This is a genomic window from Clostridium sp. UBA4548 (assembly GCF_002387895.1).
GTDB lineage: Bacteria > Bacillota > Clostridia > Clostridiales > Clostridiaceae > Clostridium_J.
The window spans coordinates 41,262-56,898 of record NZ_DGLI01000014.1 but is presented as its reverse complement, the minus strand read 5'-3'; the positions used below and the strand labels follow the sequence as shown (position 1 = coordinate 56,898).

Annotated in this window: 18 protein-coding genes; 12 read left to right on the top strand and 6 right to left on the bottom strand. The window is 28.8% G+C overall.

What is annotated here, in order from left to right; all coding sequences use genetic code 11:
- The first annotated feature begins 93 nt into the window (after nucleotides 1-93).
- From B3040_RS05135 to B3040_RS05120, 4 genes are all read left to right on the top strand, one after another.
- The gene (locus tag B3040_RS05135; RefSeq protein WP_291570869.1) at nucleotides 94-525 is read left to right on the top strand and encodes a MarR family winged helix-turn-helix transcriptional regulator; all 432 of its coding nucleotides are present in this window, start codon (nucleotides 94-96) and stop codon (nucleotides 523-525) included.
- Nucleotides 518-2,248: an ABC transporter ATP-binding protein gene (locus B3040_RS05130; protein WP_291570867.1), complete on the top strand. Its 1,731-nt coding sequence runs from the start codon at nucleotides 518-520 to the stop codon at nucleotides 2,246-2,248. The genes B3040_RS05135 and B3040_RS05130 overlap by 8 nt, the downstream gene beginning before the upstream one ends.
- Nucleotides 2,241-4,064: an ABC transporter ATP-binding protein gene (locus B3040_RS05125; RefSeq protein WP_291570865.1), complete on the top strand. Its 1,824-nt coding sequence runs from the start codon at nucleotides 2,241-2,243 to the stop codon at nucleotides 4,062-4,064. Before B3040_RS05130 ends, B3040_RS05125 begins: the two co-directional genes overlap by 8 nt.
- 92 nt (nucleotides 4,065-4,156) lie before the next feature.
- A complete protein-coding gene (locus tag B3040_RS05120) occupies nucleotides 4,157-4,780 on the top strand; it encodes a class I SAM-dependent methyltransferase (protein ID WP_291570863.1) in 624 nt (207 codons plus the stop codon).
- Nucleotides 4,781-4,860: 80 nt separating this feature from the next.
- Here the strand turns inward: B3040_RS05120 and B3040_RS05115 are convergent, their stop codons facing one another.
- The 6 genes from B3040_RS05115 to B3040_RS05090 all read right to left on the bottom strand — a co-directional run bounded on the left by B3040_RS05115 (nucleotide 4,861) and on the right by B3040_RS05090 (nucleotide 9,400).
- Nucleotides 4,861-5,268 carry a VOC family protein gene (locus tag B3040_RS05115; protein WP_291570861.1) on the bottom strand — a complete coding sequence of 136 codons (408 nt, stop codon included), beginning with the start codon at nucleotides 5,266-5,268 and terminating at the stop codon, nucleotides 4,861-4,863.
- Between the two features lie 208 nt (nucleotides 5,269-5,476).
- Nucleotides 5,477-6,211: a class I SAM-dependent methyltransferase gene (locus tag B3040_RS05110; RefSeq protein ID WP_291570859.1), complete on the bottom strand. Its 735-nt coding sequence runs from the start codon at nucleotides 6,209-6,211 to the stop codon at nucleotides 5,477-5,479.
- Between the two features lie 266 nt (nucleotides 6,212-6,477).
- Nucleotides 6,478-8,046 carry a recombinase family protein gene (locus tag B3040_RS05105; RefSeq protein WP_291570857.1) on the bottom strand — a complete coding sequence of 523 codons (1,569 nt, stop codon included), beginning with the start codon at nucleotides 8,044-8,046 and terminating at the stop codon, nucleotides 6,478-6,480.
- Nucleotides 8,046-8,225: a hypothetical protein gene (locus B3040_RS05100; RefSeq protein WP_291570855.1), complete on the bottom strand. Its 180-nt coding sequence runs from the start codon at nucleotides 8,223-8,225 to the stop codon at nucleotides 8,046-8,048. Before B3040_RS05100 ends, B3040_RS05105 begins: the two co-directional genes overlap by 1 nt.
- A gap of 83 nt (nucleotides 8,226-8,308) precedes the next feature.
- Entirely contained in the window at nucleotides 8,309-8,713 is a 405-nt protein-coding gene (locus B3040_RS05095) for a helix-turn-helix domain-containing protein (protein ID WP_291570853.1), read from the bottom strand.
- A gap of 300 nt (nucleotides 8,714-9,013) precedes the next feature.
- A complete protein-coding gene (locus B3040_RS05090) occupies nucleotides 9,014-9,400 on the bottom strand; it encodes a hypothetical protein (RefSeq protein ID WP_291570851.1) in 387 nt (128 codons plus the stop codon).
- 174 nt (nucleotides 9,401-9,574) lie between these two features.
- Here B3040_RS05090 and B3040_RS05085 point away from each other — a divergent pair, with 174 nt between their 5' ends.
- The 8 genes from B3040_RS05085 (at nucleotide 9,575) to B3040_RS05050 (ending at nucleotide 15,356) form a co-directional block, all read left to right on the top strand.
- A complete protein-coding gene (locus B3040_RS05085) occupies nucleotides 9,575-10,087 on the top strand; it encodes a hypothetical protein (protein ID WP_291570849.1) in 513 nt (170 codons plus the stop codon).
- Nucleotides 10,088-10,431: 344 nt separating this feature from the next.
- Nucleotides 10,432-10,635: a hypothetical protein gene (locus B3040_RS05080; RefSeq protein ID WP_291570847.1), complete on the top strand. Its 204-nt coding sequence runs from the start codon at nucleotides 10,432-10,434 to the stop codon at nucleotides 10,633-10,635.
- A gap of 59 nt (nucleotides 10,636-10,694) precedes the next feature.
- Entirely contained in the window at nucleotides 10,695-11,642 is a 948-nt protein-coding gene (locus tag B3040_RS05075; protein WP_291570845.1) for a hypothetical protein, read from the top strand.
- A gap of 25 nt (nucleotides 11,643-11,667) precedes the next feature.
- The gene (locus B3040_RS05070) at nucleotides 11,668-11,823 is read left to right on the top strand and encodes a hypothetical protein (RefSeq protein ID WP_291570843.1); all 156 of its coding nucleotides are present in this window, start codon (nucleotides 11,668-11,670) and stop codon (nucleotides 11,821-11,823) included.
- Nucleotide 11,824: 1 nt separating this feature from the next.
- Nucleotides 11,825-12,052, top strand: coding sequence for a hypothetical protein (locus B3040_RS05065; RefSeq protein WP_291570841.1), 228 nt, complete (start codon nucleotides 11,825-11,827; stop codon nucleotides 12,050-12,052).
- A 13-nt stretch (nucleotides 12,053-12,065) separates the two neighbouring features.
- Complete coding sequence (locus B3040_RS05060) at nucleotides 12,066-12,362, top strand: hypothetical protein (protein WP_291570839.1); 297 nt, start codon at nucleotides 12,066-12,068, stop codon at nucleotides 12,360-12,362.
- A 626-nt stretch (nucleotides 12,363-12,988) separates the two neighbouring features.
- Entirely contained in the window at nucleotides 12,989-14,056 is a 1,068-nt protein-coding gene (locus B3040_RS05055) for a phage major capsid protein (RefSeq protein ID WP_291570837.1), read from the top strand.
- 67 nt (nucleotides 14,057-14,123) lie between these two features.
- Nucleotides 14,124-15,356 carry a phage portal protein gene (locus B3040_RS05050; RefSeq protein ID WP_291570835.1) on the top strand — a complete coding sequence of 411 codons (1,233 nt, stop codon included), beginning with the start codon at nucleotides 14,124-14,126 and terminating at the stop codon, nucleotides 15,354-15,356.
- The last annotated feature ends 281 nt before the right edge of the window (nucleotides 15,357-15,637 follow it).

Genomic DNA, 15,637 nt, shown 5'->3' with positions numbered 1-15,637 from the left:
AAAAAAAATGTGGTAAAATTAAATTAGATATCTAACTATTAGATACTTAACTATTTGAAGTCTAAGTATTAAATATTATTTTTGGAGGTAATTATGAAAGAATTACATAAAGCAATTATAAAACTATCAAAAACTCATAGAAAGCTTGCTTTCAGGGAGTTTGCTAAGATTGACTTAACTGAAGGACAGCCTAAAATACTTAGTTTTCTTGCAAAGAATAATGGATGCATTCAAAAGGATATTGCGGACAATTGTAGGATTAAACCAGCAACTGTAACTAGTGTGCTTGCTAACATGGAAAAAGCAGAACTTATTTATAGAAGTCAAAATAGCGAAAACCGAAGAATTTTAAACGTCTTTTTAACTGATAAGGGAGTAAAGGCTCAAAAACAGGTAGGAGTCATATTTAACAAAATAGATGATCTTTGTTTTAAGGGTTTTTCAGAAGAAGAAAAGCTTCAGGCTATTGAATTATTAGATAGAATTCAAAGTAACTTAGATGGAAAGGAAGATGATAATGCTTAAGCTATTAAGATTTTTAAAAGGTAGTGCAATTCTTTGCGCAATTATTGCACCTTTAATGATGCTCCTAGAGGTTTCTATGGATTTAATGCAGCCAACTTTTATGTCCCAAATAATAGATGTTGGTGTAGCTGGTGGCAACACACCCTATATTTTATCTATAGGAGGTAAAATGCTTTTAGCTGCATTTCTTGGATTAATAGGTGGCAGTGGCTGCTCCTTTTTTGCCTCCATTGCTACCATGAAGCTAGGTGAAAATTTAAGACAAGGATTATTTAATAAAATCCAAACCTTATCCTTTCATGAAATTGATGCCTTAAAAACTTCCTCACTAATTACAATGTTAACTAATGATGTAACACAAGTTCAAAACATGATGCTCACTGCCTTAAGAATAATGGTTAGAGCCCCCTTCCTTTGCATAGGCAGTATTATAATGTCCTATTACCTTAGCCCAAAACTTGCAACCATATATTTAATTGCCTTACCTATAATAATTCTTGCAATAATTTTCATACTAAAGTATTCTTACCCCCTTTTTCTACTGCTTCAAAGCAAACTTGATAACATAAATCTTGTTATGAGGGAAAATATCTTAGGAGTAAAGGTAATAAAAGTATTCAATATTATAGATAAACAGCTTCATAGGTTTAACCTAGCTAATGAGGAGCTAAAAAATGCAAACATTAAAGCACAAAATGTAAATATGATTCTTTGGCCAATAGTGTCTTTTGTAATGAACCTTACTGTAATAGCTGTTATTTGGTTTGGGGGTATTATGGTGAGTAAAGACCTTCTTCAAGTAGGTATTATAATGGCTTTTATAAATTATATTACTCAAACCATGAATTCTCTTATAGCCTTAATAACCATAGTAATTAACTATTCTCGTGCAAAGGCCTCTGCAGATAGAATCAATAAAGTGTTTTCTATGGTTCCCTCTATTGAGAATAAGGAACAAGCTAGAAACTTTGATAACTATGAAATAGAATTTAAAAATGTTTCCTTTAAGTATAACGAGACCAGTGAATACGTATTAAAACACATTAACTTTAACATTAACCAAGGAGAAAAGGTTGGTATAATTGGAAGCACAGGTTCTGGTAAAAGCACTTTAGTAAGCCTCATTGCAAGGTTATACGATGCTACAGAGGGGGAAGTACTAATAGGTGGAATGAATATAAAAGATATAAACCTAAAACAACTTAGAGAAAATATAAGTCTAGTTTCTCAGGAAAACACTATCTTCTCTGGAACCATAGAGGATAACATAAAGTTTGGTAACTTATCAGCTGATGAAAATATGCTCATTGAAACTTCCAAGGATGCAGAAGCTTATGACTTTATAATGAAGAAAGAAAAGGATTTTCAAAGTAATATTGAACAAAGAGGTCACAATCTTTCAGGTGGTCAAAAGCAGCGTATTTGCATAGCTAGAGCATTGATAAAAAATAGTAAAATCTTCATCATGGATGATTCAACTAGTGCACTAGACATGGCAACAGAAGCAAGACTTCAAAACTCCATAAAGAAAAGACTTAAGAATAAAACTATGATTGTTATTGCTCAAAGGATTTCAGGAGTTATGGATGCAGATAAAATTATTGTAATTGATAATGGTGAAATTAGTGCCATTGGTGCCCATGACTATTTAATGAATAACAATGAAATTTATAGAAGTATAGCTATTTCACAGCTAGGAGAGGATGTGAAGAAAATTGGCTAGTCAAAAGGAATTTTCAATACAAAGACCTGGAGTTGACCACAGCAGTAGATTCAATAGAAAAAAAGAAAAACTAAAGGATCCTGTAGGAACTACCTGGCGAATTCTTCGATATTTAGGTAGTAAAAAGTGGGCTCTAGCTATTATCTTTACCCTTTCTTTCATAGTAACCATAACTTCCATTGTGGGAACAAGGATTAATGGCTATGCCATAGACAAATATATTCAAAATAAAGATTTAACTGGTCTTGCCTATATTTGCTTGGTTTTAGGTATCATATACCTTATAAACATTGCAGCTACCTTCTTCCAAAATAGATTAATGGTTTATATTTCTCAACTTACCTCTTCAAATATTAGAAAGGATTTATTTGTAAGTATTCAAAGTCTTCCTTTAAAATATTTTGATACCCATTCTAGTGGGGATATTATGAGTAGGTTAACTAATGATGTAGACAATATTAGTATGACCCTATCCCAAAGTGTAACTCAATTTTTCTCAGGGATTATAAATATAGTGGGCATGCTTATTGCTATGCTTATACTAAGTCCTTCTCTTACTGTGGTTACCCTTATTACCACTCCACTTATGCTGATTATTACAAAAGTTCTTGTAACAAAAACTCAACCTTTCTTTGTAAAACAGCAAAGGGAGCTAGGTAATCTTAATGGCTATATTGAAGAAATAATTTCAGCACAAAAAACTGTAATTTTATTTTCAGAAGAGGAAAGAGTAAAGGATCAATTTGCAGAGATAAATAAAAGGCTGACTAATAGTGCAATTTTTGCTCAAGGCTTTTCTGGATTTATGGGGCCAGTAAATAACTTTATAAATAATTTATCCTATCTTATAGTAGCAGTTTTTGGTGGATACCTAGCTATCTCTGGTAAGGGTGGTTTAACTGTAGGAATCATTCTAACCTTTATTATTTATATGAGAAGCTTTACTAGACCAATCAATGAAATATTAAACTTGTTTAATACTATACAAAGTGCCTTAGCCGGTGGGGAAAGAGTTTTTGACATTATAGATGAGGACAAGGAAAAAGATGCTTTAAATGCTGAAGACATTAAATCTCTTGAAGGTAATGTGAAATTTGAAAAGGTAAATTTCTCTTATACTAAGGATAAAAAAATCTTAGAAAACTTGAGCTTAGAAGCAGAAAAAGGCATCTTAGTTGCGGTGGTAGGACCTACTGGTTCTGGTAAAACCACTATAATAAACTTATTAACCAACTTTTATCACATCGATAGCGGAAGAATATCTATTGATGGTAAGGATATAAACACTATAAAAAAGGAAAGCCTACGACAAAACGTATCCATGGTACTCCAAGACACTTTCCTATTTTCAGAAACTGTTATGGAAAACATAAGATATGGAAATATTACAGCAAGTGATGAACAGGTTATAGAAGCAGCCAAGCTAGCAAATGCTCATAATTTTATTATGCAGCTGCCTAATGGATATAACACCGTCTTATCTGACAATGGTAATGATTTATCCCATGGCCAAAGACAGCTTTTAGCTATTGCAAGAGCAAGTCTAGCTAAGTCCTCTATATTAATATTAGATGAAGCCACCTCTTCCATCGACACTCGTACAGAGATGGAAATTCAAAAGGCTTTACTAAATCTAATGAAGGGGAAAACTACTTTTGTTATAGCTCATAGGTTGAGTACTATTAAAAGTGCTAATAAGATAATAGTTTTAATGGATGGAAAAATTGTTGAAATAGGAACTCATAATGTGCTTATTGAAAAGGGTGGTTTCTATGCAGATTTATATAATAGTCAGTTTAGAACAGGGTTAGCATAGAAAGTAGCCACACTTATATTCAGAATAAACTCTATATACTAGTGAAAACTTCTGCACTACTTAGTGTAAATAAACTTAAAGGAGAAATATGTATGACTGAATTTTGGGAAGCAAGTTTTATAGAAAAACAAATGATGTGGGGCCTTGAGCCTTCACACTCAGCTATCTTAGCAAAAGACCTTTTTCTTAAGGAAAATGCTAAAGATATATTAATACCAGGCATTGGTTATGGAAGAAATGCAAAGATTTTCTCTGACAATGGAATTAATGTAACTGGTATTGAAATATCAAAAACAGCCATTGATTTAGCAGAACAAAATGGACTTGACGCTAAGATTTATCATGGTTCAGTAACAGATATGCCTTTTGATGACAAACTTTATGATGGCATCTTCTGTTATGGGCTTATCCACTTATTAAATGAAGATGAAAGAAGCAAATTAATAAAAGACTGCTTTAACCAGCTAAAACCAAATGGGTATATGATATTCACAGCAGTTTCAAAAAAAGCTCCAATGTACGGAAAAGGTACACAATTAGCTAAAGATTATTTTGAGACCACCTATGGGGTAAAACTATTTTTTTATGATGCTGACTCAGTAAAACAAGAATTTGAAAAGTATGGATTAGTAGAAGTTTCAGAAATTGACGAGCAGGATGGCCATAAAAATGATAAGCCTCCAATGACTTTTACTTTTATAAAATGTAAAAAATAATATTAAAGATAGTTAAATAAAAACTAATAGCAATATTAATGAGTATTGCTGTTAGTTTTTTTAATACTTCTGATATTCTACTAACTTATCAGTAAATCTCTTATCTCAAATTCTGTACCTTCTGGTGCTTTAATTTTAAATAGATAACCGTCTTCAACTTTATACACTATTTCTCCATCTTTTATCTTGAAGCTGTTGTATCCTAATTTCTTTATTCTATCAAGCTCCTCTAAAACATTATCCACTAAAAAACACATATGTACTATTCCTTCATTTGATGAACTCCAGCTATTTAATTTCTCTTCTTTTTTACCAGTCTGCAACTCAATCATAAATTCTCCTAGCCTTAACCAGGTATTAAACGCTCGGTTATGAAAATTTGGTGTTTCTGAAACTAATTCAAATCCCAAAATTTTAGTGTAAAATTCAAGTGATTCATTATATTTTTCAGTTTGGATACAAACATGATGCATCATCTTTATGCTCATAATAATCCCTCCTAAAATAAATTAATAGATAAATATTTTGCTTATTTATTGTAAATGCACCCTAGCATTATACTTCAATGACATTACAAATACAATTTACCAAAGCAAATAAAAAGTAGCAGTAATCCTCAACGAATATATTCTGACAGTGCTACACTACTGATAAAAGAAAACATTCTCTGAAAGTGATATACCAACCACTTTCTTATTACCTCTTTATTGCAGATACAAGCAACATCATTGGTCTGCGTAATTCATCCAACATTCCAGGAATAGTATAAATCAAATCCTCAGTTGGTTTTGGTTCAATAATCCTTGTTATTTCAAATCCTGCTTTTATAAGGCTATTTAAGTATGTTGTCAAAGTTCTATGATATTTTATAACGTCCTCACCTAAGAAATTTGCATTACGGACACCTTCAGTAAAATATTTGTCAACTGGCCAATGCATGATATTACCTTTGTCATCATAATACCAATCTTGTGTCCCTTGTGCAGTAAAAATCGGATGTTCCACAGAGAAAATAATTTCTCCGCCATTTGAAATGCACTTGCTTATTTTGCTTAAAACATCATCAAAGGATTGAATATAATGAAGTGCTAATGAACTTATAATAACATCAAAGGAACTGTCCGGAAAATCAATATTCTCTATTGGCATACATATATACTGGATTTTTTCTGATTTTGTTTTGCTTCTTGCCTCATTTAACATCTTTTGTGAAATATCAATTCCAATGACCGACTTTGCACCATTTTCTATTGCATATCTGCAATGCCATCCAAAACCACAACCTAAATCTAAAACTCTTTTGCCTTGAAAATCTGGTAGCATTTTCTTAAGCTCATGCCACTCTCCAGCACCTTCAAGTCCACTTTTTGAACGCTCCATATTACTATATTTATCAAAAAAACTTTTATCATCATATTTGTTTTGTTTCATTTTTATAACCTCCATTCTTACTCTATTCTATTGTTTTAATATAGCTCATTCAAGATCAAACATGTTTCTGTATCATTTATAGAAATAGGGTTACCAATTGGTAACCCTATTTAATCACTTTTTATAAATTATATGTTTTATTGAATGAATAGGAATATAATATTCATCTTCTATCTCTTAAAAGTCAACTAATATATATGCTATTTCTTATACTATTTTAGTCGTCCATTTCTTATACCTTTATGACAGAATAATAAGCAAAAAAATTAATCAAGATTATATACAGCTTTAATATCTTTTTTTCCACCTATCAATATTTTTTCTACTTTATCTAGCCATTCTGTACGAGTTAATTCCTTGTCATGAGCCATTAGTAATTCACCTTTTAATTTTGAAATTTTATGGTTGATATCCCTAATGTGCTTTTCCTTATCTGTATTTATAAGTTTTAATCTTTCTATTTCTTCATCTTTTGATTGAATCCTTACCTCAAGTTCTTTTATTTTCTTTTCTATAACACTTTGCATAGTTTTAGATGTTGAAATGAAGTTCTCAATTAAGCTTTCTAATTTAGACTTTAGCCTTTCCAGTTCCATTTCTTCCTCTTGGATTTTAAAGACTATATTAGAATTGTTATCATCATTTAAATTGCTTAATTCATCTTGTAGACTTATAATTTTTAGCTGAATTTGTAGTTGTATATTCTTGTAGTAAACTTTCCTTTGTTTCTCAATATAGTTATCTAGGACTTCTATATTAATGTTTTCAGCACTACAATATGTCTTAGTATATTTTTTCTTATGAGAACAGATAAGATAATGCAGTTGATTAGCCTTATCAGATACTTTAGTTTCTACACATCTAACATATGATGCTCCACATTTTGCACATTTGAGCTTACCCCTAGTATCATAAATTCTAGCATTTTGTCCTTTATTACCTGCAATACATCTATTGGATAAAGCTTTTTGAACATCTTCCCATAATTCCGCTGTAACCAAGGGTTCTATTCTATCATTTTGCTGAACTATCCAATTTTCCTTTTTAACATACTTAGTTTTACTTTCAGTAAATAAATTTACATTATTAAATTTATTTCTTACATTATGCCCTTTGTACTTTGGGTTCACAATCATCGTTTTTATTGTGCTATCTGTCCATAGGTTACCTTTCTTTGTTCTGTAACCCATTTGATTAGCTAGTTTTGCAGTCATTTTTAGTCCATTATTTAAAGATGCCTTAAAGATAAATTCAACTACTTTTGCTTCATTTTCATTCCTTAGGAGTGAATTTGTTTTCCTATCGAAATCCCACCCAAATATAGAATTATTTCTAATCCTATTTTGAAGAATAGTCGTTTTATTACCTCTTTTAGTTCTTACTGATGTTTCTTTAACTTCATTCTCTGCCATAGCAAAGAACATTTGAAGCAAAATCATATCATTAACATCACTACTATTTTTTTGAACATCAAGAAATTTAACATTAACTTTTTTATGATTCCATAGAACCCTTAAAACATCAATAATAGCAATATTTCTAGCAAATCTTGAAGTATTAATAACTACAATTTCATTAAATAAAGGTTCTCTTTCAGAATCAACTTCAAATACCATTCTGCTATCTTTTAATTGCCTTGAGTTAAGTCCAGCATCATACATAAGTTGCTGAAATCCTGCTCTTTTAAAGCTTGTTCCAGTTCCTGTATCAGAATAGATTAATATTTCTCTATCCTTATATTGTTCTTCTAATAAAACTCTTTGTTGTTCTAAAGACTTTTGTTGGTCACTTTTTTCCGTACTTACGCGAATATAACAAGCAATTTTATTACTCATTATGCCACCTCTCTTAATTCTCTTAAAATTTTATTTAAGATATTAAGTTGATAAGCATCTTGAATAAGTCTTATAGCTTTTTCTAACAGTCGATTTATTTCATTATAGCAGTTACCCTCAATTATTAAAACTCCATCATTGTAGACTTTTATTTTTCCTTCAACTTTTATGTCAATCACAGAACAACACCTCATATCTTTTCATTTACTTATTCTTATATAAATAAAATTTGAAAAGTACACGAGGTATTGCTATAATTTAATTAGTAATCACTGGGATATGTAGATTCTAAATATTCTATTAGTGATTTACTATGTTCTGAAAGCTTTCCAGTGTTTTCGTCTATGGGGATAGTGAACACCACTGGTGAAGCTTTTTCTTTTGTTTTATGAGAATATTTTCTCTGAACATAAATATACCCTTTATCCTCTAAGCCTTGCATTAATTTTCTTAATGTTGGTTTGCTTATTGATAATTCATCACATATCGTAGCTTGATTTTGAAAACATTTCTCTCCAAATCCTTGAAGATAAATAAAGAAAGTTTTTTCTTGGATATTTAATTCTGCATTTCTCATAAAAGCATTGAAAACTGGAGTATAGAAATTGTCTTTGTTATATTCCTTCTTTTTCTTATATAGTGCAAAATCCGTTAAATTATCCGTCATTTAATCACCTCCTTATATGTAGGTTTTAAAACCATATATTATGGTTTATATTACCATTATATCAAATAAATGGAAGTAAGTAAATTAACGTATGAAACAGATTTTCCAACGTTTAAAAAAGTTTTTTATACCATTAACTATCTTTTTTAATGGTAGTAAACAGAATTTTTAAGGATTAAAACAGAGTTTCAAGATAAAAATACAACTATAAACTACAACATAAGAACTACAAAACTATAACTACAAAGAAAGAGATAGAGCATTCCACTCTATCCCCCTTTTATTAAAAAGAACTTGTCTTTAAATATTAAATACTTTACTAATCAATAATAATTTTTCTGACTTACTAAAAAGCTCATTATTTCCAATTAAATAGTCTTCATCAAAAATAATATCACTAATAAGTCCATTAATTTTATTGTACTCATGCTTGGTGCGGTTAATTCCACCTTTTATGAAATTTAACTCATCTAAAAGTTCTCTTTGCCCTAAATACTTCAGTTGCAAGACTTCAACATAACGGTCAAGCTTAGATAATCTTTCTTCAATATTTTTAAATGAATATACATAGCTATCACTCTCTGTTCCATCAATTGAAATCATTTTTCTTGATAAAATTTCCATAATCATTTCTGTTGCTCTCTGCTTTCTATTTACTTCTTTCCTTGATATTGGTTGTTTTTCCATTCCTAGATTCCTCCTAAAATTACGATTTAATTTTCATGCTTACACTTATGGTTATATAAATGAATTTTAGGAAGTACACTTTTAAATAAAATTTTATTTTTATTTAAGTAATTACTTCTTATAATAGATATTGTCAGATAGAATAATACTATATATTTTGTAAGGAGAGTTTATATGAATTTATTATTGGATAAAGTAATAGAGCTAAATAGTTGTAATGATAGAGATTCACTTCTCTCATTAGGTAAAAAAAATATAAAAAAAGTAGCGAACCCGTTCTATATTGGCCCTAATTTAAATGTGATTTATATTTATAGTCTTGTAGATATTACTATACCCTACCCCAAGAAAAATGGTAAAGTTCTTTATATCGGTGAAGCTAAAAGAGCTGATGCAACTGGGAAGAGATTTTCTCAACACATCTCTAATAGTTCATCTACTGGCTCAAATAATAATGGTAACTACTGTTTAAATTGTTATTATTGGGGTGGATATAAATTAAATCTTAAAATCTATGATATTGGTAATATTACAAAGTCCCAAAGAAAAGATTATGAATCTTTTTTAATTAAGTGCCATGTGAAAAAATATGGGTCAACTCCAATTGCTCAAGGCACAAGTGGTAAGCACTATAGAGTTAGCCACATAAATGAACTAGATGAAACTGAAATCAACTCCATATTTTAGTAAATCTATTCTGCTGTAATATTCTGCAGAACTAAAATATATACTTTTCATTTAATTAAAAAATAAACTATAAAAGTAACCAATTGTATTGTTTATATATATAATAGTGGTTTTTTATCGATTATATATAATAAATATATTATTTATATATTCAATACAAAAGGTTACTTTTTGATATCGCAATTATTTAATCTCTGTAATGTACTGCTATGTAGAGATTTATATAATTAAAATATATACACTAAATGATTCTAAAATTTTTTCAAAAATATTATGTATTATATATACAATTGTATATATATAAATTATAGGTTAATAAAACATATCAAAAGGAGTACGATAACATGCAACAAAATGAAATGATACAATTACAAAGAGTTTTTAATATTCAAATTGCCAGTAAATTATTGTCAGAAGGATTTAAACTTTATGATACTCACCCTAATAGAAAAAATCCTCAAGTAACAGTTTTTAGGTTTTATGATAATAGTAAACTTCAAAATAGATTAACTGAATTAAGAACACCTTATAAAAAAGTAGCTAATTAAAAGATAGTTACTTTTTTTTATATCAACAAAATAAATCTTTTGCAAAAGGAGACTTTTATATGTCAACAATTTTAGAATCAAGAAAATATAAGAAAAAAGAACTACATATATTATTTAATTACCCCTCCCCAATAAAAAGCACAGGAACTAGGAAATCTTTTGAAAGAAAGTTATCAGAGTGTTGTAATTGGAATACTGAAAACTGCAAGACAACAGAAATCAATGTTGTTGAAGTCTATAAACAACCATTAGTAACAAATTTTGAACATGGTAACAAGGGTAATAAAAATGCAGAAGGTTGGAATGAAAACTCTAATTCTAAATTTGTTGGAGCTGTACTTTTAAACAAACTTTCTTACTTTAACAGACTTGAAAAGAATGAGTTTATTACAATAAAAACACTTTCAGAAAGATGTGGTTTTAAAACTGAAAGTTCAGAAACTGCCAATAGCATTTATATTGAAATAAAGAGAAACATTGAAAAGTTAGAAAAATTAAAGCTTATTAAAATTGAAAAGAGATATAATGCTTACATAAATAAAAACTATGTAGACATATCGGAAGAAAGATTCAATGACTTCAAAGAAACTTCTAAAAAAGTTTGGAGTAACTTACAATTGCCACAAACTAAAAAGTTTAAAAGCTTCTCCCAATTTAAGGCATTAATCAATGATTCTTATATTGAAAGTATATTTTTAGAGGAACTTTCAAAAGAAACATCAATACAATTTGTATTTGAAAGCTATAAAATTGAAACAGTTGAGAATGATGAAAACTCCGAAAAATTAACTGATTTTGCTGGAATGCTTTTAGATGAAGATATAACTATTCAAGAAAAAATCTTTAACTATATTGATGAAAAGGAAGAATACTTTAGATTAAGATTTGAAGAAAAGCAAGAAAAGGAACAACATAATCCTACTGGATTTGGTAAAGGGTTCTTATTCTTTACAGAAAAAATATATCAAAGACTTTATTCAGCTACAAATAATGTAGCTGTTTTTTAATGTGAAAAAATAGGAGGAATTTAATATGTCAATAAATAAATGCAATAAATTAGTATACTTTAACTTAAGTAATGAGGAAGATGTTGAAATACTCAACTACTTCAAAAATAAGAACTTCAGTAAATGGGTTAAACGAAAAGCAGAAGAAGAAATAAGAAAAGTTAAGAATGAGGAAAAGTGATATGAAACTTGAGATAATAAAAAACTATGAAATGAAAAAATTCATATGTAAATTAATTGACTCAAAAACTGGTGTGCTAATATCAATTGAGCATGGTAAAACCCCTACTGAGGTTATTAAGAAAATCAATACTAATATTGAAAATTGTACAAATCTTAAAGCTAAATATATATGGACTCAATTTAAAAAATTAGTGCTTAATGTTCCAATTTCACTATGGTTCGAATAGGAGGATATTTAATATGACAGATAAAGAAAGAATTAATCAAATAGACATTATACTAAAACAAATTAAAGAACATGGCTCATCTACCTGTGTTAATGTATATGAAAATAATCCTTCAATCGGTGTTCTATATTATAGTAATGCTGATATAAAAAGTCTCAAAGGGTTAAAGAAAAACCTAATAGCTTTTCAAAACTTAGAAAAACTCAATACAGTTAAAACTGTAACTGGACAATCTACAGACAATAGATTGGAAATAGATAAACCTAGAAGACCAACATTAAAGCACATTGATTTAAACTCAATTATTTAATAATAAAATAATTTAAAAATTATTATGTACAACTTTTAATGAAGTGTATATATCTTATAGGTACAAATAAACTTAATAAAAAAGCTCTCCTGCTTCTTTTCTTAAGTACTGTGCGGTACCTGTGATTTCTAATTTTAAACCTCCTATTTTAGTGGAGAGGTCTTATCCCCCTCTCTACTATTTAAGTAATTATAAATAAGCAATTAATAAACTATCTTAATTGTTTATTTATGAGTATTTTCTTCACACAATTCTTGTAAAATAAATTGATTAATAGATGTACATTGATAGGCAATATATAAAGAATACTATTTTAAGCATTTCACAAGAAAATAATATAATTGAAGCTACTAAGAAACTGGAAAAAATATATGGTGTGCCTTGGTACACTCTTTATAATTTCACAAGAAACTCTATTCCAACAGAAAAAAACCTTTTGAAAATTATTAAGTGTCTTAACATAGATGCTAATAAATTATTTGTAGTAACTTAATGTTCAAATTAAATATTAAATATAAATTTTTAAGAAGTAGTTAGGATTGATGATTAATCCTAGCTACTTTTTTTATTGTCCCAAATTTTATTTATTAAATAAAAAAATTATTTTATTTTAGGAGGTCTCTTACATGACTAAGAAACAACTTTTGGAAAAGAAAAATGAAGTTATCGAAAAGATGGAATCCCTTTTAAATTCTGCTGAATTGGAACAAAGAAGTTTAACTGATAATGAAAAATCAGATTGCACATCTTTGGAAAACGAATTAAGAGAATTAAATGCAATGCTTCTAGAAACAGAAAAAAAAGAAAATATCGGAGGTAATAATGATATGGAGAAGCGAGAATTCGCACAACAAATATTACATGGAGAAATCAGATCTGACTCAACAACTCATTCTAATGCTATCCCAACAAATATAGCTAATGAAATAATTGAGAAATTATATGAAGTTTCAAATGTCGTGGCAAATGCTCAATATGTGCAAGCTAACGGAGATTTAGAATTCCTTGTTGAGAAGGAAGATGGATTTGCTCAAGTATTAGGTGAAACAGATGAAATAACACCAGTTGATATCAAAACACTTGACAAAGTAGTTTTAAAAGATAAGAGAATTGGTGATTTAGTTTTAGTATCTAAAAGACTATTAATGAATGCTCCATCTGTGGGAATTGATTATGTAATCAGCACCCTAGCTAAAAGAATGGGAAAAACTTTAGAGAAAGAGATATTTCAAGCTGATGGTACTTCAACACATTTAACTTCTGGCTTACTTAAAGGTGATGTTGTAAATTTATCTGTTGTTGATACTATTACAATTGATGATTTACAGAACTTAATTCTATCAATGAATCCAGTGTTATTAAATTGTGCTAAATTCTATACGAATAGAGAAACTTTTAATAAGATTGCACTATTAAAAGATGCTGATGGAAAATTTTATGTAACTAGAGATATGATAAATGATAAGCCTAGCTATAAAGTTTTAGGTGTTGAGATTGAAACAACTCCATCTGTTGTAGGTTTATCAGTTGTATTAGCTAATATAAATTCTGCAATAAAAATGAAATTAGCTGAAAACACTTCTATCCAAGTTTTAACGGAACGATATGCAACTTCGGGCCAAATTGGTGTATTAGCTGAATTCTATGGTGATGTTGCTTTAGTTAACAAACAAGCTGTTAAGGTACTAAAATAAGTATCTTTTTTTATTGGGTAGCTTTATTGCTGCCCAATTTTTTTAGCATTTTTTAAGGAGGACTAATATGAAATTTTTCGATAGGAAAAAAGAAGAAGTTGAAGACCGTTCTTTTAAAATGGCTCTAAGCCAAATGTTTTCAACCTCTAATATATACATTAATGACTCAATCATAGAAAAAATTCCATCTGTTGCTGAAAATATTAATCTTATATCTGGCACAATAGCACAAATGCCAATTTATTTATATGATGAAAATAAATCACTACAAGTAACTAGAAAAAATGATGATTATAGAGAGTTTTTACTTAATGGTGAAAGCTCTGAATTTGAAACATCATTTAACTGGAAATATAGTGTAGTAAGAGATTTGCTTTTATATGGTAAGAGTTATTCTTATATTGAAAGAAAAAACTCTAAAATAATATCACTTCATCGAGTGGAGCCTAAAGTAGTAACTAAGAAAGAATTCATTGATGACAAAGGCATTATTAAAGATATAGAAATTCACTATACTCTTAATAATAAAGCTTGTGTATCAACTATATTTGATTTCTTAATTATTGAAAAAGGTACTGGGATATTAAATAGTACAAACCTTTTAGAGTTGCTTATGGAATATGATAATACAGTTAAAACTGCTTTAAAAAATGTAGTAATTCCTAGTGGAGTGCTTAAGGCAAGTGGTAGATTAACTCAAACTGCTATTGATAGACTTAAATCTTCATGGCAAACCATGTATAGTGGAGGAATTAATGCAGGTAAAACTATTGTTTTAGAGGAAGGTCTTGAATATGAAAGTTTAGATATTTCAGTTGAAAAACTACAACTTCCACAAATTAAATCTAACTTTGTAGAAGACGTTGAAAGATTGTTTAATATTCATAATGTAGATACTGATGAAAAATTCTTAAAAAGAGTATTATCTCCTATCATTTGTTGCATTGAAAATGCTATTGATAAGCATATCTTATTAGAGAAAGAAAAAAAGCAAAATTACTTCTTTCGCTTTAATACTAAAGAACTTTTAAGACCAAGCATTTCTGAACAAGCTAATGCAGTTGTACAATTAGTTAAGAATGGATTATTAACTATTAACGAAGGCAGAGCATGGCTTGATGAGAAACCTTTCTTTAATGAAGAAAATGATAAGTTGTTATTATCATTAGGTAATTGTTTAGCAAATAAAGAAATGGAGATTCAAATACTGAACTTAGGAAGAACTATAGATAAAGATGGACAGAATATAACTGAAGGTAATAGTAATGATATTAAGCTTACCAATTCCAACGAGGAATAGCATTATTAGTATTTGCATTTATATTCTTTTATTATTTTATTTGCTATATCTATACAAAGACTTAAACAATAGAAAATAGTTTCATTAGTAAATGTATTGTAATAGTTTAATATTTATTTACTTTATAGTATTAGTTACTATTATAATTCATTTACTAAGACTTTAGTTTTACTAATTCTTATAGGAATTTTGAGATATAAAACTCGTTTTAAATGGCAGTTTATAAAGGCAGTTTATTCTTGCGATTTATTTTATGAGAATAATTGTAATCAAAATCAACT